The organism is Thalassoglobus sp. JC818, from assembly GCF_040717535.1.
GTDB lineage: Bacteria > Planctomycetota > Planctomycetia > Planctomycetales > Planctomycetaceae > Thalassoglobus.
In genome coordinates, this window is record NZ_JBFEFI010000006.1 from 424,296 (window position 1) to 446,293 (window position 21,998).

At 52.0% G+C, this 21,998-nt stretch carries 12 protein-coding genes and 1 tRNA gene; 11 read left to right on the forward strand and 2 right to left on the reverse strand.

Annotation, left to right across the window (positions count from 1 at the left end; all coding sequences use genetic code 11):
- Positions 1–19 precede the first annotated feature (19 nt).
- The 11 genes from AB1L42_RS17685 (at position 20) to AB1L42_RS17735 (ending at position 19,409) form a co-directional block, all read left to right on the forward strand.
- Positions 20–1,171 carry an LptF/LptG family permease gene (locus AB1L42_RS17685; protein WP_367058934.1) on the forward strand — a complete coding sequence of 384 codons (1,152 nt, stop codon included), beginning with the start codon at positions 20–22 and terminating at the stop codon, positions 1,169–1,171.
- 376 nt (positions 1,172–1,547) lie between these two features.
- The gene (locus AB1L42_RS17690) at positions 1,548–3,806 is read left to right on the forward strand and encodes a family 43 glycosylhydrolase (RefSeq protein ID WP_367058937.1); all 2,259 of its coding nucleotides are present in this window, start codon (positions 1,548–1,550) and stop codon (positions 3,804–3,806) included.
- A gap of 132 nt (positions 3,807–3,938) precedes the next feature.
- Positions 3,939–5,555, forward strand: a complete 1,617-nt coding sequence (locus AB1L42_RS17695) for an arylsulfatase (protein WP_367058940.1) — start codon at positions 3,939–3,941, stop codon at positions 5,553–5,555.
- Positions 5,556–5,900: 345 nt separating this feature from the next.
- On the forward strand, positions 5,901–9,581 hold the full coding sequence (locus AB1L42_RS17700) for a bifunctional serine/threonine-protein kinase/formylglycine-generating enzyme family protein (protein ID WP_367058943.1): 3,681 nt from the start codon (positions 5,901–5,903) through the stop codon (positions 9,579–9,581).
- A gap of 247 nt (positions 9,582–9,828) precedes the next feature.
- A tRNA-Arg gene (locus AB1L42_RS17705) sits at positions 9,829–9,902 on the forward strand.
- Between the two features lie 322 nt (positions 9,903–10,224).
- Positions 10,225–10,758, forward strand: a complete 534-nt coding sequence (locus AB1L42_RS17710) for a sigma-70 family RNA polymerase sigma factor (protein WP_367058946.1) — start codon at positions 10,225–10,227, stop codon at positions 10,756–10,758.
- 3 nt (positions 10,759–10,761) lie between these two features.
- Positions 10,762–12,495: a LamG-like jellyroll fold domain-containing protein gene (locus AB1L42_RS17715; RefSeq protein WP_367058949.1), complete on the forward strand. Its 1,734-nt coding sequence runs from the start codon at positions 10,762–10,764 to the stop codon at positions 12,493–12,495.
- A 395-nt stretch (positions 12,496–12,890) separates the two neighbouring features.
- Positions 12,891–16,334: a PVC-type heme-binding CxxCH protein gene (locus AB1L42_RS17720; protein WP_367059074.1), complete on the forward strand. Its 3,444-nt coding sequence runs from the start codon at positions 12,891–12,893 to the stop codon at positions 16,332–16,334.
- A 219-nt stretch (positions 16,335–16,553) separates the two neighbouring features.
- A complete protein-coding gene (locus AB1L42_RS17725) occupies positions 16,554–17,315 on the forward strand; it encodes a DUF1080 domain-containing protein (protein ID WP_367058952.1) in 762 nt (253 codons plus the stop codon).
- A gap of 383 nt (positions 17,316–17,698) precedes the next feature.
- Positions 17,699–18,223 carry an RNA polymerase sigma factor gene (locus AB1L42_RS17730; RefSeq protein WP_367058955.1) on the forward strand — a complete coding sequence of 175 codons (525 nt, stop codon included), beginning with the start codon at positions 17,699–17,701 and terminating at the stop codon, positions 18,221–18,223.
- Positions 18,213–19,409: a hypothetical protein gene (locus AB1L42_RS17735; protein ID WP_367058958.1), complete on the forward strand. Its 1,197-nt coding sequence runs from the start codon at positions 18,213–18,215 to the stop codon at positions 19,407–19,409. The genes AB1L42_RS17730 and AB1L42_RS17735 overlap by 11 nt, the downstream gene beginning before the upstream one ends.
- A gap of 27 nt (positions 19,410–19,436) precedes the next feature.
- Here AB1L42_RS17735 and AB1L42_RS17740 read toward each other — a convergent pair whose 3' ends face one another.
- Both AB1L42_RS17740 and AB1L42_RS17745 read right to left on the reverse strand, forming a co-directional pair.
- The gene (locus AB1L42_RS17740) at positions 19,437–20,174 is read right to left on the reverse strand and encodes a tetratricopeptide repeat protein (RefSeq protein WP_367058961.1); all 738 of its coding nucleotides are present in this window, start codon (positions 20,172–20,174) and stop codon (positions 19,437–19,439) included.
- Positions 20,175–20,272: 98 nt separating this feature from the next.
- On the reverse strand, positions 20,273–21,976 hold the full coding sequence (locus tag AB1L42_RS17745) for a hypothetical protein (RefSeq protein ID WP_367058964.1): 1,704 nt from the start codon (positions 21,974–21,976) through the stop codon (positions 20,273–20,275).
- Between the last annotated feature and the right edge of the window lie 22 nt (positions 21,977–21,998).

Consider the following 21,998-nt stretch of genomic DNA (forward strand, 5'->3'; position numbering starts at 1 on the left):
GCCCGACTGGTCCGAAATCGTGACAACCTACGACCGATACTTACTATTTCGCTACTTCCATATTATTGCAGTGTTTCTGATCGCATCGATCGGACTCTTTGCGGTGATCGATGGATTCACGAATCTCGATTCGTTTCAGGAAAGTGTCGAACAAGCGAACGGAACGTCGTTGATGCTCCTCAATTTGATGGCGCATCACTACTTCTACCACTCGCTAATGGTCATCGATCTCGCTGGTCCCTCGATCGTTGTGATTTCCGCGGTTTCGACACTCGCACTGCTGCTCAAATCCGGTGAAATTCATCCGGTTCTCGCAGCTGGCATCCCGACCTATCGGCTGACGCTTCCGCTTGCTGTCGGCGTTCTGGCGATCAGTGGTGCATTGCTGGCCAACCAGGAACTCGTCCTGCCAGCCATCGCTCCGAAGCTTCAAAGAAAGCATGGGCAGTCTGCCGAAGATGCGCAAAACGTTGACCCGCAGTTCGACTTGCGGTGGCAAATGTTTCTGACAGGCGAAGGTGTCTATCCGGAAGAGAAGCGGCTTCACAAGCCTCAGTTTCGTATTCAACCGCCATTGTTGACGACCGACTATTTCACGTTGGAAGCGGAGGACGCTGTTTATCTCCCTCCACAATCCGACGAAGACGGGACGCAACGACCGGGAGGCTGGCTCCTCAAACAGACGTCAGTTCCTTTCCAGGAATTCCCGCTGACGGAATTGGGTCGTCAGAACATCGTTCCTCAAACGAACGGAACGGATGTGTTCATCAATACTCATCTCAGCTTCAGCCAGATGAGCCGCAAGACCTCCAACTACCGGTTGATGGGGACTCCCCAACTGCTCAGATTTCTGCACGAACCGTATGGAAGTGATATTTCGCGACGCGGAATTCTGATGCATCTTCATTCTCGAATCACGCAACCGCTTCTGACGCTTGTCGGCCTCTACATCGTCATTCCTCTGATCGTGCGAAAAGACCGGATGAGCACAATGCAGCAGGTGACAAATATCGCCACTTGCGTAATTGTGTTGGCGATGATTTACGGCATCTCGATTGGAAGCAGTTTTCTTGGGCAATCCGGAATTGTTCCAGCCGAACAAGCTGCCTGGGCGCCCATCATCTTAGGCGGCAGTCTCGCCGGTTGGCTGACTGGCTCAGTCAGAACGTAGTTCGTCACCGAATCAACGAGCAGTGACGAAGAAATTCAGAGCCTCTGAAGTGCTTTGCCGAAGACCGGTTGGAATCGGCGTTCTTGCTACCACTTATGTCGAATTCTCAGCGAAACCGTTCGACATTTGAGCTTCGATCGGTCACAAATCAACAGACAGCGATCTACTGTGTTGTCTCGTTCGTTGACCGTTGCATCGACTCTTCGAAGAGACCACGAGCCCAACAACCGACGTTGTGACCTGCGCCGATTGATTCAGTCCATCGGTCAGAATTGTGGCGGCGAAGAGCTTCCACGGATCGCTGCACTGTATCGGGAGACCTTTCCTCCCGCATCCAGATTTTTCCATACTGCCCCATGACGATGAGACTTCTCTCATGAAGAATTTCGCGCTCTCAATGGCTTTCCTCCTGCTCTGGGCAAACCTCGGATTTGGCCAACCAACTGCTGCTCCGAAGATCGCTGACTTCTCCGACCAACCCGGACGGTGGAGTGCCCAGCGAGCCAATCAGTGGTACGACACCGTTGCGTGGCCAGTCGGCGCAAACTTCGTCCCCTCGACCGCAATCAATCAGCTCGAAATGTGGCAAGCCGACACATTCGATCCCGAAACAATCAATCGAGAACTCGGCTGGGCTGCTGCGATCGGAATGAACTCAATGCGAGTCTTTCTGCATGACCTCGCATGGAAAGCCGATCCTGAAGGATTCTTTCAACGCGTCGACAAGTATCTTGAGATCGCGGACTCACACGGCATCAGCACGATGATGGTCATCTTCGATGGCGTCTGGCATCCGTACCCAGAACTCGGCAAGCAGCCTGAGCCCACTCCCGGACTTCACAATTCCGGATGGGTTCAATCGCCGGGACGCAAACTTCTTGAAGACTCGACCAAGCAAGACAGCTTGAAACCGTACGTTCAAGCAGTGATCCGAAGATACAAAGACGACTCCCGCATTCTTCTTTGGGACCTCTTTAACGAACCCGACAACGATGTTGCAAACTCTTATGGTGTGAACGGAACAAAGGAGGAACTGCCGCCAGAAGAAAAGGCAAAACGAGCAGAAGAACTTCTGAGGAAGACCTTCGAGTGGGCTCGAGAGGTGAATCCATCACAGCCACTTACCTGTGGAGTCTGGGCTGGCAATTACCTCGCATCACCAAGTTCAATTCAACGCTTTTCCATTGAGGCATCCGACGTCATCTCATTCCACACTTATTCAGGACCAAAGGTGGCGAAAGAGTTAACACAAGGACTATTAAAACTCGGCCGCCCAGTCTTGTGTACTGAGTATATGGCTCGCGGAAATGCATCCACATTTGAAGCCATCCTTCCGATCTTCCACGAAAATCGCGTCGGAGCATACAACTGGGGACTTGTCGATGGTAAGTCACAAACGATTTACCCCTGGGACTCATGGAGCAATCCATATACACAAGAGCCGAAACCTTGGCATCACGATGTCTTTCGTGCCGATGGAACTCCTTACTCTCCCGCTGAAGTGAGAGTCATTCAATCATTGACTCGTCAGCCTCCGACTCAACAAAGCCAACCTCCCAAAATCAAAGAAGTGCCAGAGAGGGACGTCCTCGAATCGAAACTGAAAGACCATGAGGAAGCTGTCTTTGTCAAACAGGGATGGATTCGCGATCCGTTTATCACACTCGGACCGGATGGCAACTATTACCTCACCGGGACGACTCCACTTCCCGACGACCCGCGCCAGCATCTCGATCCGTACAACACTGGTCTCGGAGACTTATCGCTGGTCGGCTGGCAAGCACAAGTCTGGCGAAGCCGTGATCTCATCGACTGGGAGTCTCTTGGAACTCCGTTTACATTGAAGTCAGGCATCTGGTTTCGAAAACAACCTAAGAAATTCCAAAACACTCCTGAGTCAGAATGGCGGCTTTGGGCACCGGAGCTTCATTGGATCGGCGACCGTTGGGCACTCATCCATACGAGTCCCTCGCCCGTCGCAGGTGCCAATCTTTCACTCTCTCAAGGGGCTGAGGTGAATGGCCCTTGGGATAATCCGATGGGCGTTTCCATTCGCAAACGTCACGATCCGTCTCTCTTTCAAGATGACGATGAAACGTGGTGGATGATCTGGGGAGCAACGTCTATCGCTCCGATCAAACCCGACTGGAGCGGCTTTCAAAAGGAACCCATCAAGATCGGCCCGAGTGGCGAAACGAGCAAAATGGGCCACGAAGGTTGCCTGCTTCACAAGATCGGCGACAAGTACGTTCTGTTCGGAACAGGCTGGTCGACCGGCGAGATGCGACACGGCAGCTACAACCTTTATTATGCGACTGCGGACAAGATCGAAGGACCCTACAGCGAACGTCAATTCGTCGGCCGTTTTCTCGGCCATGGAACCCCGTTCCAGGACCATCAGGGACGCTGGTGGTGCACAGCATTCTTCAACGCGAATCAGCCTCCATTGTCCGCCGAGGGAATCGAAACCAAGGACCTCGGACGGACAGCTCAAACGATCAATGAACAAGGCGTGACACTCGTTCCGCTTGATGTTCAAATCCGTGACAACGGAGAGGTCTCCATTCGCGCTGAAGCCCCCGGATACTCCACTCCCGGTCCAGACGAAGCCCAGCAGTTTCAACTCGAAGAATAGAGACCGTTCTGCCGATGGCACTCACGGAAGCGATCTCACTTCACAGAAAGCTGAGTTAGCTCCTTCGAGTCAGTGCACACCGAATTCAAAAACATTCTTAATTAACGACGACAGACGTTGAGGACTCTCACGATGAAGCCCCTTTGTATTGTTGTTCTGACGATCCTGATTTCCGGACAGATTTTCGCAGACGACGATCGCCCAAATATCGTCCTGATCATGGCCGATGACATGGGCTTCTCAGACATCGGTTGCTATGGCGGAGAGATCCAGACTCCGAACATCGATTCGCTCGCTGAGGGTGGCTTACGTTTCACACAGTTTTACAACACGGGGAGATGTTGTCCGACGCGAGCTTCGTTAATGACTGGTCTATACCCGCACGCATCGGGTGTCGGACACATGGTTTACTCCGATCGAGGAGTTGGTTATCACCCATACCTCAACAAGAACTGTGTGACGATCGCTGAGGCACTCGGAAGTTCGGGTTACCGAACCATGATGGCCGGGAAGTGGCATGTTGGTCATCAACAAGGTCAATGGCCAACTGACCGTGGCTTCCAGCACTTTTATGGAATCCACATCCATGTCGACAGTTACTTCAAAGTCTTGCCAGGTTGCCCCGTTTATTACAACGATCAACTGGCGATCGCCCCAACTGTTAATCCTCCCAACACGCTCCATCCGGAACAAGAATGGTACACCACCGACGTCTTCACCGACTGGTCGATTAAGTTTCTAAAAGAGTCACAGTCTGACGAGCGACCTTTCTTTCTTTATACAGCCTATAACTCTCCGCACTGGCCTCTCGAAGCACCTCAAGAAAACATCGACCGCTGCCAGGGGCGTTACGAAGGAGGTTGGGACGTTTTACGTGCTCAAAAACTCCAGAAAATGAAGGAGATGGGCATCGTACAGAATGGAACTCAACTCTCTCCCTCTGGTTGTCCGGAATGGTCCGAATTGACTCCTGACGATCAGCAGGAGTTAGCGTTTCGCAGAGAGATCTATGCTGCACAGATCGAGAGAATGGACGAGAACATCGGTCGCATCATTCAGACACTTCGTGAATCGGAACAACTCGATCACACGCTGATCTTCTTTCTCTCAGACAACGGCTGCTGCGCTGAAGGTGGGATGTTCGGATACAAATGGAATGAGAACTCCAAAGAGAATTTCGCCGACTGGAGAAATGAATCGGGACGATCCAGCAGCATGGGGGAAGCTTGGTCGAATGCCTCAAACACTCCCTTCCGGATGCACAAACGCTGGGTTCACGAGGGAGGAATCGCAACTCCACTGATCGCTCACTGGCCTCAACGAATCGAAACACCCGGTGGCCTGACTCACCAACCCGGCCACGTCATTGACATCCTCGCAACTTGCCTCGACGTCGCTGACGCCGCTTATCCGGAAGAATTCAACGGCCACCAAATTAAACAATCGGCGGGAAAGAGCCTGGTGCCAGCGTTTCTTCAACCACAACAGGTTCAAGATAGGACGCTTTTCTGGGAACACGAAGCCCACGCTGCCATGCGAGATGGAGACTGGAAACTCGTCACGCTGAATGCACATTCCCCAGAAAGCTGGGAACTCTACAACCTTTCCGAAGAACGCACCGAAACTAACGACCTGCGATCTGAGCACCCAGAACGCGTCGATTCTATGATCGCCCGCTGGACAAATTGGGCTGAGGAGGCCAACGTCTTGCCGTGGCCGAAAGATCGGCCCAAGAAGCCGAAAAAGTGAACGGACTTCCAACCGAAGCGAAATCGCCTGCCCGAATGTCCACTTTGAGCGAATCGCGTTTCCGGCATTTGTGACGAGTTTGTGCTGTCGACAATCAAATTTGCTTGAAATTGCCCTGTCACCCTGCAAGATGACAGCGAGAAGGTTTTTCGGGCTGTCTCATCCGGAATTGTCGATGAGATTGCAGGCTCTTATCGTCACACGCAGAGATGAGAATCGCCTTCTGCTCTCATTAAATGCGTGACATCTCGATGGCGATCTCGTAAATTCATGATGTGGAAGACCCTTTTCGTCAGCCGTTTAGGTCTTTCGTTGAAGATGCGGGTTGTTAAGGGTCAGTAGAGGATGCACCGGTCAGACGACATCAGTGATTTGTACGCGCGCTTCGAGGAAGAAATCCGCGCGGGCAACACTCCGAGCATTGATGCGTACGTCGAGACAGTTCCGGAGCAGGATCGAGACGAAATTCGGCAAAAGCTTCTCGAAATCCAGTCCCTCGCTTCCGAGCAAACCGTCGTGTTCCCGACGGACGACTCGACGACATCGGAAAGACCGAAACTTGACGACAAATTGGCCTCGATCGTCACTCAATTTGAACTCGACATTCAAGCTGGGAAAAGTCGTCGTTTGTCCGAGTATTTGCCCGAAGAAATGAGCGCCCCTGAGCGCGAGAAAACCATCTCCGAGTTGGTACGCCTGAAGCAGGCTGCCCTTCAAAATGACGGAGAGAAGGTGAGCCTCGACGAAATGCTCAAAGAGTTTCCGAATGACATCAATACGATTCATTCGCTGTTTGTGGAAGAGCCCAACAAGACTCAATCCGACTCTTCATCTTCGACCAAGCCGATCCCTCACAGCAAGAAGTCGATCCACGCAACTCGATCGATCGGCCCCTATCGAATCGTGAGAGAAATCGGCCAGGGCGGGATGGGAACCGTCTATTTGGCTGAGCAACTTGAACCGGTCCGGCGACAAGTCGCGTTGAAAGTCATTCGACAGGGACTGGAGTCCCGAGGAGTCCAGGCTCGCTTCCAGTCGGAACGGCAAGCCATGGCGCTCATGGATCATGTCAACATCGCCACTGTTTACGAAGCTGGTTCGACGGAATCAGGTTTGCCATATGTCGTGATGGAATTCGTCCACGGAATTCCTATCACTGACTATTGCGACAACTTTCGCCTTACGCTTGCAGAGCGAATCGACTTGATTCAACAAGCTTGTGATGCGATTCAGCACGCCCACTCACGTGGTATTATCCATCGGGACATCAAGCCCAGCAACTTGCTCGTGACAGAGTATGAAAACGAACGGCGAGTGAAGGTCATTGACTTCGGACTCGCAAAAACACTCAATGAGAGTGACCGGCTTAGCGAAGAAACCGTCAACACCGCATGTGGTCAGGTTCTCGGCACTCTTCAATACATGAGTCCCGAACAAGCCAGCATGGGAAAACTCGACATCGACACTCGAACGGATGTCTACTCTCTGGGAGTCGTCCTCTATGAACTCTTGACCGGTTCAACTCCCGTGAAGCGAGAGTCAGTCAAGACCCTGGCGATCGAACAGGTGATGACATCGATTCGGGACGAAGAACCACAACGACCGAGCAAGCGTCTGTTGGATAGCGAAGATACAGCAGCAATGATTTCTTCGAAGAGAGGGACTGAGCTTCGAAGCCTTGAATCCTCTTTGCGAGGCGACTTGGACTGGATTGCCGTCAAAGCTTTGGAAAAGGATCGAACGCGTCGCTATTCCAGCCCTGCAGAACTCCAGGACGATCTCTCTCGCTACCTCAACAATGAACCTGTTCACGCACGGCCTCCAAGCACCGTTTATCGTCTCGGAAAGTTTGTCCGGAAGCACCAGTCAAGCCTAACCGTCGCGACATCACTAATGATCGTCGCTGTCTTGGGTATTGCGGGAATCATCTGGCAGTGGAATCGAGCAGAGTCCAACTCGCTGAAGTTGATTCGCGCGGAAACGCAGAACGCAGTCAAAAACGTGGCACTGTCTCGAGGGTCCGAAATTCCGGCCAACCTCGCCACCCTCGACTCCCTTCCCATGGCGTTGGTCGCTGAAGAACTGGAGTCGCAATTCGATCACACATTCGGTCAGCAACAACTATCTCTTGCTTATGCTCTCGCGAAAATTGGTCAAGCACCGATTGAGGTTCTCATCGACGCTGTCGCGAATCCCGACACTCCACCGGAAGAAGCCTTCAATATCATCCCAGCTTTGGAAGAATCGAGATCGAAAGCCCACGCTGCTCTCAACGTTCGAGCAAGCAAAGAGTGGGAGAGCAAGAACTGGGACGCTTTCTCGCGGCTCGCCATCGTCGGAACACATCTTCGTGACCTCACCCTGACAACGAAAATCCTCACAGCCGAACCAGATTCTGCCTCGACATCAATTCGAAGTAATTCGACCGTCGAGCCCCGAACGGTATTCATTGACGAACTTATCCACTGGCATGGAAATCTTGAGAATCTGGCAGGGATTCTGCAAGACCGCTCCACGCCTGATGTACGTTCCGCCTTTTGTTACGCCGTTGGCTCGATCGATGAAATCGACCCTCGCGACAAATCGATCTGGCAGTCGCTCATGAACGAGTGGTACCGCCAGCGAAACGACTCGAAAACGCAAATCGCTGCTGGCTGGGCTCTGCGCGAGTGGGGCTTCTCACCTCCTTATGGCCTGATCGAATTCTCCAATCTGATCGATGGAATTTTCGACGAAGCAACCCCTTCTTCTGAAGCAGGTATGATTGCCAAAGCATTCGGACGCTCACCGCTCGAAGCATCTCAAATCCTTCAAGAAACGGCAGATGATCTGATCTCGCAGCGACGCTGGAGAGATGCCGCACGCGTCGCGATTGTCTCTTTTCTCATGGGTGATGATTCATTGGCATCAATGCTTCTCAGCACCGATCCCGACCCGGAAACTGGAATCTGGAACCCAGAACCCCGAACAGCGTTCATTCAAGAATGTCGCATCTGGAATGGAGGAATCGACCGACTCTCCGATTGGCTGACCGAAGTCGAGTCTCCCGATTTGCGATCCGCATTCGCATCGATTGTCGGAGGCATTCCGGACCTTCCCGACGCAACTCGAGATAGCTGGGGAGAGCTTCTTTCTGAATGGTTTCTCACATCTCCAGAGTCAGGTCCTCACAGTGCTTGCAAATGGGCGCTCGAGCGACTCGAACTTCCAATTCCTGAGATCGATCCTTCACCCACTCCGATTGATGGTCAAAGCTGGTGGAAATCGCCGATGGAACTGACGTTCCTGAATATTCCAGCTGGTTCAGCAGAACTGGAATCTGGAACATTCCAAAGCATGGGCAATCTGTGGATGTCCGAGAAGGAGATTACAGTCAAACAGTTCAAAGACTTCGCGCTCTACAGCGATCCCAGCTCGCGACTGCCTTACTGGAGAGACGTCGGAAACTTTGGAAGATCAATCGACGAAACACATCCTGCGCAACAGGTTAGTCTGGAAGATGCTGCTCAATACTGCAACTGGTTGAGTCGGAAGCTTGGGTTCGAAGAAGTCTATGAAATTGAACAGCTCGATCCGCTTCCAGGTGACGGATCATCACACTATTACAATGTCACTCTTCGCAATGGGATCGATGGATTCCGCCTGCCGACCGATGCAGAGTGGGAATACTGTTGCCGAACTCATACGACGACCGATTTTTTCTTCGGAACGAGTGTCAAACTGCTCCCGGAGTTTGCAGTTTACTCACGCCCCACAACTCAACCTTGCGGGACAAAGCTGTGCAACGTCTGGGGATTTTTTGATCTGACGGGAAACGTCCACGAATGGTGCTGGGGTGGAAGCGATCCTTCTCACCGCATTTTTCGTGGAGGAAGCTCCCAAAACACATACAAAGCCTGCATGTCAACTTTCGTCTTCCGCGACGCCCTTCAGTCCAAGCGAACCGACGTTGTCGGATTTCGTGTCGTTCGCGGACCACTCATCACTCAAGCAACAGCACTTCCCGATCGTCACGCAAGTCGATAATCCGCAATCTACACCTCGGAATTCAGAACATCCGGTTTTCAAGCACTTCGAGATTTGCGTTTCAAAAGCGACCCGCTAGACTCTTCATCACATTGCTTCTCCCATATGGAGTAGAAAAAGTTTGAGTATCCACGGCATGAGCGACTGATCTCGAGTTGATTCTGTTCGCAAATCGTGTACTCTTTCTCGTCCCAATGAGTGAATCGTTGCCCGCTAAACATGGCAACACTCACTGACTGGTCACTACGCATCCGTAGCTCAATTGGATAGAGCACCGGTCTTCGGAACCGGGGGTTGGGGGTTCGAATCCCTCCGGGTGTACTTGATGAGACAACCCTCTCAGATGTCTTTAGGAGGACGTTTGAGAGGGTTGTTTCGTTTTGGGCAGTGTACTCCTCTTCCGCTTCGAGATCGCTTCGTCTTCCTTCTGCACTGGTCTCAACCGCTTCTTTGGCTGAGTGGGGGACTTCTAGTTCGAGTCGTTAAAACTTCGATCGGAAGGGCCTCTGACTTCACTCGTGATTTTGGAATGAGCAACTTGATTGGAATCGCGGTGTTGCTTGAATGTCTTTCCAGCGAAGCTGATGTTGGGAAAATCGAGATTGGTACGTCACACTGACAGGGCTCGTGACAAGGTAACCATATGCCAAAATCGACTCAGACGATCTCACCTGAATTCACACAACTCGTTGTGGAACAGCACGAGCAGCTGCGTTCGTTTGTGCGGACGTTGGGAGTCGCTCCTGACTGGGTGGACGATTTGGCTCAAGAAGTTTTTCTCGTTGCTTGGCGAGAAATTGATTCTTTCGATTCGCAGAGGGACCTCGGGAAGTGGCTTCGAGGGATCGCTCGAAATCTGGTCAGAAACGAACTTCGAAAAGATAAAAGGCGGCACCGAATCCTTCATCAACAGCTATCTGAAGTCCTTGTCAGGGCACCTGAGACGAGCGTAGAAGCTGAAGATTGGAACCAATATCGAATGTCTGCGCTTCGAGACTGCGTTGAACAACTCGCACCGAAGAGTCGCAAAATCGTCGCTGGCCGCTACGGGGATGGATGGAGGGCTCCGGATCTGGCCGACAGTTTGGGAATGACGGCAACTGCCGTCCGGCAGGCGCTCATGCGAATTCGTGAACAGCTGAAGCAGTGCATTGAATTCCGAGTCGTTGAGGGATGAGCCGTGTCGAAGAACCGATTCGAAGAACTTCTCAGTCTGATTCTTGATGACGATCTCACCGATGCAGAGATCGCCGAGTTGGTCGAATTGATCTCTCATGACTCTGCTCGATTGCAACAACTCCGCGATCACCTTCGAATCAGCGATCGACTATCGCAATACGAAGACGAGTTGCGCGACCAAGCGAGATTCTTGTCTGCTCTGGAAGTACGGGCACATGCTGCTGAGGATAGCGAGGACTTCGTCAATCAAGTTGTCGCGTCCGCTGCTCATGAAGAGAGTAGACAACTTCAGGGAAGCCAATCTCACAGCGGAGCCAAGAATCTTGCCGACTGGGCCCGACTCAAATCGATGACCGGTTGGATCATCGCGACGGCTGCGACGTTAGTGCTTATTGCCGTACTTGCTCGGCAGGAAGGACTTCTCGGGCTGAAAGAATCTTCGCTTCTCGTTGATGGAGAAATTAGCACCGATCCAGCAGATCTCGACGATGGCGGAGTTGCGGTGCTCACGCGAATCGCCGGGCTGTCCGGAACCGGGACTGATCACTGGGAAGTTGGGGAAACCATTCCTCCTGGTTCAATGGCATGGGAATCGGGTCTGCTCCAGTTGGAATTCTATTGTGGTGCGACCGTCGTCATTGAAGGACCGGCGGACATTGAAATCCTTGATGAGTCTCAAGTCATTTGTCGAAAGGGGCGACTTCGTGCCCACGTTCCGAAACCGGCTCGTGGATTTTCGGTGATCGCTCCTTCCTTCGAACTGGTCGACCTGGGAACCGAATTCGGTTTGAACGTCCCGGAAAATGGGACCGCTGAAGTTCACGTCTTCGACGGGAAGATCGAACTCTACGACGCGGAATCAAACCGCAATCAAGCAACGTTACGAGAGCTGAACGCCGGCGATGCGCTCGCTGTTGAGAGTGACGGAACTTCCAACTCCATTTCCGTCCGAGACACCGACTTCGTCAGCCCAGATCGGTTGAGCACACTCACAGACGCGCGACAGCGAGAACGGCTCCGCAACTGGCAGAATTTCCGCGATTCACTTCCGAATGACCCGCGTGTCATCGCTTACTTTCCCTTCGACAGAAACGATCACGCAGACCGCCTGCTGGTCGGGCATGGTCCGGACAGCTCGACAGTCGAGGGGGCAATTGTTGGGTGTGAATGGGCTGAGGGTCGATGGCCCGGAAAGGCATCCCTGCAATTTAAGCGGCCGGGGGACCGAGTCAGAATCACGATTCCTGGAGAATTTGAGTCCCTGTCATATTCCACCTGGATTCGAATTGACGGTCTCGATCGACTCTTCAATTCACTGGTATTGGCAGATGGCTTCAGCGTCAATCAACCACACTGGCAGATCAGGCAAAGTGGTTCGCTCGTCCTGGGAGTCCGCCACGCGGTTGATCAATCGAACAGCTACAAGACAGAGCCGATCTTCAATCTTTTCCGGCTTGGACAGTGGGTGCATCTAGCGACAGTTTACGACGCCGAAAACTCGTGTGTTGTTCACTACGTCAATGGAGAATTAGCAACCCGTCAACCTCTCAAATCAGCACCACCAGGGTTGCTAAGTATCGGAAACGCGACGATTGGCAACTGGAGTGCCCCAACCAGTCGACAACCTCGATCGAGTATTCGGAACTTGAATGGATGCATGGACGAACTGATTATCTTTGGGCAACCCATCGACGAAGACGAAGTGCGTCGGCTTTACGAAGTCGGACGTCCATAACATCCCGAATGACACTGCTCTGCAATTGTGCAGTGATGTGAGTTCGCTTGACCTCATCAATTCGAAGCAATGATGACAACTCATGAAATGCCGTCGAGAGACTGGAGGATCGCACTCCTGTCGCGTAACATCCAAACTCGCTTATTGGAACAAGAGACAACCTCAAGACAGAAACGTTGCTATCACGGCGTTCGATCAACAGTCCCTCCCAAGAACACAACCACGCCGGCCGTTTACGACCCTACCTCAAAGTAAACCCCACACTTCCTGTCGAAGGAAAACCTGGATTACTTCTGTTCAAAGCCATTCACCAAAAACAGAGAAACCAAGTGCATCAAAGAAATCGCCAACGAACGCTGTCACCTTTCCGCAGCCTCGCGGTGAAGGCTGCCTGCATGTTCTTCACATCGCTCAGCTTCCTGCTTTGCACGGAGGCCCGTTCTGAAGATTTATTTGAATTCCAGAACGATGACGTTGTCGCCATTTTCGGAAACGGGCTGGCAGATCGCATGCAACACGCCCCTTGGGTCGAAACGGTGTTGCAGTCGAATCTGAAGGGAATGAATGTTCGCTTTCGAAACATGAGTTTCTCCGGTGATGTCGTTAACGAACGTCCGCGAAACAAAGGCTTCACGAACGACACCGAGTACCTGCAACACGTCGCTCCAAGCGTCGTATGGATCATGTTCGGTTACAATGAATCTCACGGTGGCCCAGAAAAGGCTTCTGCATACGAGCAAGAACTCGTCAAGCTTGTCGAAAAGTATCGAGCGCTTCGCAAAGAAGCAGGAGTCGATGCGAGATTCGTATTGTTCAGTCCGATCGCCTATGAGAACACCGGAAATCGAAATCTGCCCGACGGTGAAGAATTAAATGCTAATCTCAAGGCTTACACGCTGGCCACACAACGTGCTGCGGAAATCTCAGGGGCAACCTTTGTCGACTTATATACTCCGACTCTTAAGTTATATGAAGCGACTGAAGAGCAGCTGACGCTGAATGGAATTCACTTGAATGCACTGGGATACCGCAAGCTTGCTGATGTCATCGCAAAACAGCTTGCAGGCGAGTCATCGGTCGACGAGAAAAATCTTCCGTTGGTCTACGAATCAGTCGAAGACAAAAACTGGCACTGGCACAATCGCTATCGTGCCACGGACGGGAACGACATTTGGGGTTCACGCTCAACGCTCAGCTTCGTTGACGGACAAACCAACGCAGACGTGCTCGTACACGAGTTGAAGATGCTGGACCTGATGACGGCCAATCGTGATCCCGTGATTTGGGCAGCTGCGAGCGGAAAATCGATTCAGCCGGACGACACTAATGTGCCCTCTCCGGTGACCGTTAAAACCAACGTTGGTGGCGGCAGTCGCAGTTCCAGTGCTGAGAAAGAGGGCAGTACGGATTACCTTTCTCCAGAGGAGAGCTTGGAGCAAATCAAGATTCCAGATGATTTCGAACTCAACATCTTTGCGTCAGAAGTCATGTTCCCGGACCTGGCCAATCCGGTCCAACTTCAAGTCGACGCAAAAGGACGACTCTGGGCTGCCAGCTGGAACTCTTACCCGAAATGGGAACCGGGTGATGATCTCAAAGACAGCTTGATGATCTTCGTCGACAATGATCGCGACGGCGTCGCTGACGAACGGAAAATCTTTGCCCATGTTCATAACCCGTTGGGATTCGAATTCTGGGGTGGTGGTGTTCTCGTCACATCCGGTCCTGATCTTTTGTTTCTCAAAGATACTGACGGAGATGATAAAGCCGACGTCCGCTTTCCGATTCTTCAAGGGTTAGGAACTTCCGACACTCACCATGCTGCGAACAATCTGATCTATGGACCTGACGGCGGAATCTACTGGCAGAGCGGGATTTTTCTGGTCCACAATCACGAAACTCCCTGGAAGCAAAACCTGAGCACAGGTGGTTCGGGGATGTATCGCTTCGATCCTCGGACATTCGCCATCACACCAGTCGCAGCCAACAGCCCCAATCCGCACGGAACGAGTTTTGATCGTTGGGGATACTTGTACGCCAACGACGGAACCGGTGGAAAATCGTATCAGGTTCGACCTAAAGGCAACGGTTTCCAGATGCACTCGCTGCTGGAGAAGGAATTCCGTCCGGTCCCGGCGAATGAAATTCTCTCCTCGGGTCACTTTCCTGAAGAGATGCAGCAAGACTTCCTGATTCTCAACGTGATCGGATTCTTGGGAATCAAGCAATACGACCTCGATCGAGGAGACGGAGGACGTCGCGAGTACGGAAACGTCTGGGGGACTCCAGTTCAGGAACTTCTAAGCGGTGAGGATCGCAACTTTCGTCCAAGCGACGCTATTGTCGGAGAAGACGGAGCACTCTACGTTGCCGACTGGCACAACATGATCATCGGCCACATGCAGCACAATATTCGCGATCCCAGTCGTGACCACAAACATGGCCGAATCCTGCGTCTGACCATGAAAGATCGACCGCTGCAGGAACCGGTTGCGATTGCGGATCAACCCATTGAAAAGCTTCTGGAGAATCTCAAGCACCCGGTCGACGGTGTTCGTCATCGCACGCGAGTCGAATTGAGTGCCCGCGATTCCAATGAAGTCATTGATGCAGCCCAAGCCTGGGCCAAAGACTTTGATCCGAATGACGAAGAAGAAGCCCATCACATTCTGGAAGCATTGTGGCTTCACCAGCAGCACAATGCCACAAATGACGAGCTACTGGAAAAGCTGCTGAACTCGGAAGTTCCACATGCCGCTGTCGCTGCTAAAACGGTTCAACACTTCTGGACAAAGTTCGACACCAAGCTTGCCTCCGACTTCGCCGCTCCACCGGAACTGCACGTGGTGACCTATCGTCCGCCTCGCCATCTCGACCGGAAGTATCACGATTCGTATCGCCGAGGAAGCGAAATCTTCCAGCGTGAATCACATTGTGCGACCTGTCATCAGACAAGTGGTGAGGGCAACGGAGTTGTCTATCCTCCACTGGTCGGAAGCCCCTGGGTCACCGGCAGCGAGGAACGTTTGATCAAACTTGCGCTACATGGAATGTGGGGAAAGATGCAAGTCCGAGGCAAGACCTACGATCCTGCTCGAGGTGTTCCTCCCATGACTGCGTTTCGTGATCTCTTGAACGACAACGAAATGGCGGACGTGTTGACCTTCGTCCGTAATACATGGGGCAACGACGCCTCTCCAATTGAAGCGGAGACCGTTGCGTCAGTTCGCGCTGCGTCATCGGATCGAACGACCTTCTGGAAGCCGGAAGATTTGGAGAAGCTTCACCCGCTCGAAAAAGAGCTGATGTCTGATGAAGACTTGAAGCAACCGGAAGAGATCAACAACCTGGCTCTCGAAAAGGAACTTCTCAGTCAGCCTCCGGAAGAACTGGCACAGATCGCCTTGGAAGAAGGCAATGAACGACGTGGAAAACGGTTGTTCTACACTTCAGCCGCTTCATGTTTCGCATGTCATGATCCACCCGGAAACGCTCCGCGAATGGGACCGGATTTGACACAACTCAAGAAAGAAGTGAACCCGGTCGACTGGGTTAACTCAGTTCTGCATCCGTCGCAGAAAATCGACAAGGAGTTTGCTCAGATCAACGTCATGACCGTCGATGGGAAAGTCGTCACCGGAATCCGAATTTCCGAGGATGACAAAGAAATCGTCCTGCGAAATCTGGCAGCTCCGAAGCCGATTACAATTTCCCATCAGTCCGTCGATGAGTTGATCGAATCGAAGGTCTCGATGATGCCCGAAGGATTGGTTCGCTCACTCAAGAGCCGTCAGGAATTCAATGACCTGTTGAAGTACCTGATCAGCCTCAAGAAATAGAGCACGATACTCGCTGTTCGCCTGATTGAGTAAGTTTTCGCATAAGTTACTCATACAAACTAACGAAAACCAATCCAATCAAACTTCGATACTGACTCGCTGCCGCTGTTGTGAACTGACTGAACTTCATGACAGCGGCAGCTTTATCATTGGCATCGAGAGATTGACCGCTCGGTATTTGAAGAGCACAAAATCAAAACAATTCGGAGTATGTCGACGATGAGAGTTCATCATCAAAAGCTGCAGATTCTATCTGGTCTACTGATGATCATTTTGTTCTCAGGAGCTCTGATCCATGCGGCCGAAAAGTCAAAGAATTCATCAGAGTCGACACTCGGACTCGCTCCCCCTGAGGGTGCCGTTGTGCTCTTTGACGGTTCCAACTTCCATGCCTGGGAGCCGTTCTCTTTTCTGAAGATCAATCCCAAGCAGGATCAGAAAGAAATCCAGTGGAAAATTGTTGACGACAAAGCGATGCAGATCGGCTTCGAACACAATGGCAAGCGACGCAAGCAATTCCTGTCTACGAAGGAACGCTTCCGCGATTACTCGCTGCACCTGGAGTTTCAGTTGCCTGAAGATGGAGGACAAGGAAACAGCGGAATTTTCTTCGGACCGCTCTACGAAATGCAAATCCTCGACAGTTCGGCAAAGAGACAGCCTGGACTCACAGACTGTGGATCGATCTATGAAATTGCTTCGCCCGCGGTCAACGCGGCACTCCCGCCCGGAAAGTGGCAAACGGTCGACCTGGACTTTCAGTCAGCACGATTTGATGAAGATGGTCACCGAATCGAGCGAGACGCAGCCCGAGTTTCGATCCGCCTAAATGGCAAACTGATTCATGACGATGTCGAACTTTCGCTTCGCCGAAACAAGTATGCAGCATTTCCCGAAGAACCCACGTCGCCGATCGTGCTTCAGGAACACGGCTCACCGGTCAAGTTTCGAAACATCTGGCTGACTGAGAACAAGGATTAGAGCAAGTTGCTCTCTCTTGTGCACTCGCTTGCACTGCTTCATAAGTTAAAAGGCTGTGCTTGCTCGTGCGAGATCTTGCACACAAAATCAGAAAATGTTCTGGCTCCCTGCCAGTTTGCTGCATCCACTCAGAAGTCTCGTGAGTGCTGGTCTTTACGCACTCAGAATCAAGGTTTGCAACCCGCTCTCCTCTTTACGTTTGGCACTTTCCGGAGGAAATCGAGATTTTGCTGTAAGTAATCTCTTCCTCGTGTGACCAATATTCTTAGAAGTGACCTGAAACCCTGCGAATCGAGGTATGAGCTCGTGGAGTTCGTCAATTTGACGTGAGGGTGCAGATTCACTGGTGAATGAGTGTCTGTCGCGCCGGGTAAAGGCCGTTCGTGGATGATCAAGATCAACAGTTGGTGTTCATCAACTGGCTCGAGGAGCACAGCGCCTCGGTCATGAAGGTCGCTCGCGCATACACACTCAACAGCGAAGAGTGCCAGGATTTGGCGCAAGAAATACTGCTTCAGTCGTGGAGGTCAGTCCCGAAGTTTTCGGGCAAGGCAAGTGCAGCGACCTGGTTCTATCGCGTCGCTCTGCATACTGCCATGAACTGGCAACGGAAAGACAAACCTCGACGCCAATATCAACAGCCTCTGGTGGACATGAACGTTCCGGCGGCCAATCGCTCTGATTGCTCGGAGAAACTTCTGCAACAAGAGATGGTCGAGGAACTCTATCGAGCGATTCATCAATTGCCAAAGACGGATGCGGCACTCGTCCTGCTGTATCTCGACGAACTGAGCTATCGGGAAATGGCTGAAGTGCTCGGAATTTCAGAGAACCGCGTTGGTGTGAAGTTAAACAGAGTCAAGAAGAAACTCGCGACGATTTTGAACGGAGGTTGCGATGAATCTTGACGATTATCGACAAGCGTGGAAAGCAGACGAGGCTCAAATGAACGTCACGATGAATACCGACCTTCTGACGGAAGAAGTCCATCGTTCACATGACCGCTTTCAGTCAATGATTTATTGGCGTGACTTCCGTGAAGTCGGAGTTTCGCTCGTGATGATCCCCATCTGGCTAGTGATGGGAAGCATGTTGTCCTTGCCATGGACCTGGTACTTGTCCATCCCAGCGATGATCTGGGTCGCTGGCTTCATCTTCGTTGACCGTTCACGCCATCCGCAAAGACCGAGCCAGCCGGGCGAACCGCTACTCTTCTACGCGAAAGAGTCGCTCGAACAGACAGAACACCAAATCTGGCTCTTGCGGAATGTCTTTTGGTGGTACTTGCTCCCGTTTTGCATCTCAATCATGGCATTCTTTCTGAATGTCGCTTGGGATAGCTCAGGTGGCTTTTTTAGTTTTTGCGTGATTGCCGGGATCGGAGCGATCTTCCTCTATGTGGTTTATTCGGCAGTTTATCGGCTCAACCAGACCGCTGTGACGGAACAACTTGAGCCACGCCGAGATGATCTTCAAAGGCTGATCGAAAACCTCGAAAGGGAAACAGACGACGAAAACGCCGGAGACATCATGGAACTCGTGGCTGCGATTTCAAAACCTGCCAACGGTTGTGGGATGTCTTCTGGCTGGCAGAGTTGGGCAGAAAACTGGAATCAGCTGGTCCCCTCCTGGTGGACAGCTATTGTGATCATTCTACCGACACTGGCGGGAGCATTGGCTGGACTTTACTCGGGGACGCAGCTCCAAATCCGGGAGATGGGGCCAACTCTGTTTCAAGTCATTGTCGGTGCGGTGATCCCGTTCGAAGTCGTGTTCTTCTCAATCTGCTGGAGATCGTACAAACAGCAGAAGGAAGAAATGGTGACCCAAGGCGAAGAAGCTGCCCCGAAGCAAGAGGATGCAGTAGAGGTCGCTCCATCTTCAGACGGAATACAGTTGCCGAAAGCCCCAGCACTGGTGATTCTGTTCCTCGTGATCTTTCTTGGAGTCATGGCGTTCGTTGCGATTGGGGCGTTTGTTCTTCATGTGAAAGAAGATCTCAACGTCCAGAACACTCAAGTGATTGAGCGTTTTGATGACTTCACAGCCCTCCCCGAAAACGGAACTCACACAGCAATACGATTCATGGTTTGACGAGCAACGTCGACGGGCTGTCGAAGATCAACATCCACCTTGCATCTCATGTGTTTCGAGTTCCATAATCTTTTCTCGACAGAGAATCATCCGATCATGATCGCCCGCCTGTTGATAAAGATCGCGCATTCGGCCGAGGCACTGTTTGCAATGAATCCCAGAGAGTTGCTCATCATCGAAACTTTTGACCAATTCATAAGCTTCCGGGTGACGGTCCTGGCTCATCAATAGACCAGCGAGCCCAACTCGATAGCGGGCATTTGTCGGATCGAGAGAAATCGCGTGACGCGCGAGCGACTCTGTAATCGCTGTTGTTAGTCCAGCACGTGCAACATAGTAGCTCAGCGAGTAATAAGCCTGCGCATTGTCGGGATCTCGTTCAGTTGCTTTTCTGCAGGCATCCACAGCCAGGTCCGGTCGTCCAATCGAATCGAGACCTGTAGCAGTTTCGATTAAGAGAGCGACCGAAATGGCAGGATCAGCGATGAGATCGATGAGCAAATCTCTCGAAAGTTCGTGCTTACCAATTTCGCCATAACCCAAAGCGAGGTAAGTGCGACTTTTGATGCGAAGTGGAATATAGAGACTCGCCTGCTCCAGAGCCGAAACCGAACTGGGAAACTGGCGGCTTCGATATTGGATCAAGCCCAGCAATTCCCAACCGCGACCATCATGTTCATTTTGATGCAGAAATTGCTTCGTCAATTTCCGAGCAGAATCGAAATCGCCCGCTTCGTACTTGATCACCGCTTGTTCAAGAATCACGAACATTCTCCAGCTTCTCAGTCGATCGATCGTTCACTGCGCAAAAAAAAGTGGTTGCGGGAGTTTCCCGCAACCACCAAAGAATCGTTACATGCAGGTTACTCTTCACTCACGTCGAGAATCTCGACTTCCTCAAACTTTCCGACAGCCATGCTGGCTCCACCCACGACAAGCAGTTCGTGGTCGCTGACTGGCAGCATACGATGGAAGAATCGAGCAGTAGGAGTCTTGGCCACAATCTCCCACTGAGAACCATCGTCGGAGAGACGCTGCAGGTTGCCTTTGAAAGTGCTGGCGTAAAGATGTCCGCCTGCGGCAAATGCCGATGCTCCGAACCCTGTCATCCCGGCGGAGAATCCACCTCCGGAACTGTCATCGTCATCATCAGCGTCTTTTGCCTTTTCAACGACCAGCTCTGGTCCTTCTGACCAGCTTTCAGTTTGCGGATCGTAGATGTTCATCGCGGTTGTTGGACCGCCTTCCGATTGCATTCCACCGATGACGTAGAGCTTGTCATTGAAGGCTGCAACTGCCAGTGCTCGACGCTGGAATGGTGGTGCTGGAAGGGCTGTCCACTCTGGGTTTTCTGCATTCAAATCCATCGACCAAGCTGTCTGATGCCAAACTTCGTCGCTTTCACCTTGGAGTTGCCATCCGCCAATCACGTAAATCGTGTCGTTGAGCACAGCTGCGTCGAAAGATGAACGAGGCTCAGGCAGCGAAGGCATGTCGACCCATTGGTTTTCCTTGAGGTCGTAAGCTGCGACAGAGTCTTGAGACCACAAGTCGTGCTCTTCGCCTTCAGCATTTTTGGCAGTGAATCCACCAATTCGATAAAGCCGGTCGCCATGAGCAACCATTGCCAATCCCTGCAGCGGAGGACCATCAGCAAGTTCAGTCCACTGACCATTGTCGAGGTTCAATTGAAGAAGCGTGTGTCCCTGCTCTTCATTGGAATACGAGTGTGCTGACCCGGAGTGTCCACCGTAGATGTAGACGTTGTCACCGAGGATTGCACCACCGAAACTTGTCACAGGCTGCTCAAGCGGTTGGAGGTCTCGTCTCACAGCCTGTGACAGGTCGGACTGCACTCGCAATGTCAAGGTGGTGTAGTGGCGTGTTTCTGGATATTCCTTACCGTCGAACTCACCTGACTCTGGCTCGACGTGCTTGGCACGGATCGAATAAAGCCCAGGTTGATCAATCGGGAGGACGACGGTTCCAGACTCGCCGGTTGTTCCTTCGAACTCAAACAATTCGGGTCCACTGGCAACGACTTCACTGCCTTCAACTGCTTCGCCGTTGAAGAGCACGTGCAGATTGATACCGTCTGCGGCTTCTTCAGGGATGACGTCCAGTTTCAAAGCTTTCGATGTATCAATCGAGGTCCAAGCAGCTGAATTCACTGACGGCCCAGTTTTCGCGTAATACTTCAGACGAAAAACGGTGTCACCGCGATCCATCACTCCAAGATCATGAGTCGCGACGATGAGCGTACTGTCGGTCTCGCCAGCTGGAATCGCTGTCGAAACAGAGTCTTCTGTGCGATCGATCTCCAAGGCTTTCATCTCTTTGTCAGCCTGAACAGCCCATGCACTCATTCCGTCTGTGTATTTCAGAAATGCAGGATCATCGGCGGAAGCATCTTCGCCGAAGTAGACTTCGATGCGAGTGGTGTCGCCCTTCGTCGCTTGTGGAGCGAGAAAGATGAAGTGTGCATTCACACGACTCGAAAGACCGAACACAACGCACCACGCAACTAAACACAACGTGCATTTGAGCACAAGATTATTCTTCATCATAATGGTCCTGAAAAGGAGATCA

What these genes read in the sequence shown, in the direction of transcription:
- AB1L42_RS17690 (WP_367058937.1), top strand. Translation starts at nt 1,548, where the DNA reads ATGAAGAATTTCGCGCTCTCAATGGCTTTCCTCCTGCTCTGGGCAAAC.
- AB1L42_RS17695 (WP_367058940.1), top strand. Translation starts at nt 3,939, where the DNA reads ATGAAGCCCCTTTGTATTGTTGTTCTGACGATCCTGATTTCCGGACAG.
- AB1L42_RS17700 (WP_367058943.1), top strand. Translation starts at nt 5,901, where the DNA reads ATGCACCGGTCAGACGACATCAGTGATTTGTACGCGCGCTTCGAGGAA.
- AB1L42_RS17710 (WP_367058946.1), top strand. Translation starts at nt 10,225, where the DNA reads ATGCCAAAATCGACTCAGACGATCTCACCTGAATTCACACAACTCGTT.
- AB1L42_RS17720 (WP_367059074.1), top strand. Translation starts at nt 12,891, where the DNA reads ATGTTCTTCACATCGCTCAGCTTCCTGCTTTGCACGGAGGCCCGTTCT.
- AB1L42_RS17725 (WP_367058952.1), top strand. Translation starts at nt 16,554, where the DNA reads ATGAGAGTTCATCATCAAAAGCTGCAGATTCTATCTGGTCTACTGATG.
- AB1L42_RS17735 (WP_367058958.1), top strand. Translation starts at nt 18,213, where the DNA reads ATGAATCTTGACGATTATCGACAAGCGTGGAAAGCAGACGAGGCTCAA.
- AB1L42_RS17745 (WP_367058964.1), bottom strand. Translation starts at nt 21,976, where the DNA reads ATGATGAAGAATAATCTTGTGCTCAAATGCACGTTGTGTTTAGTTGCG.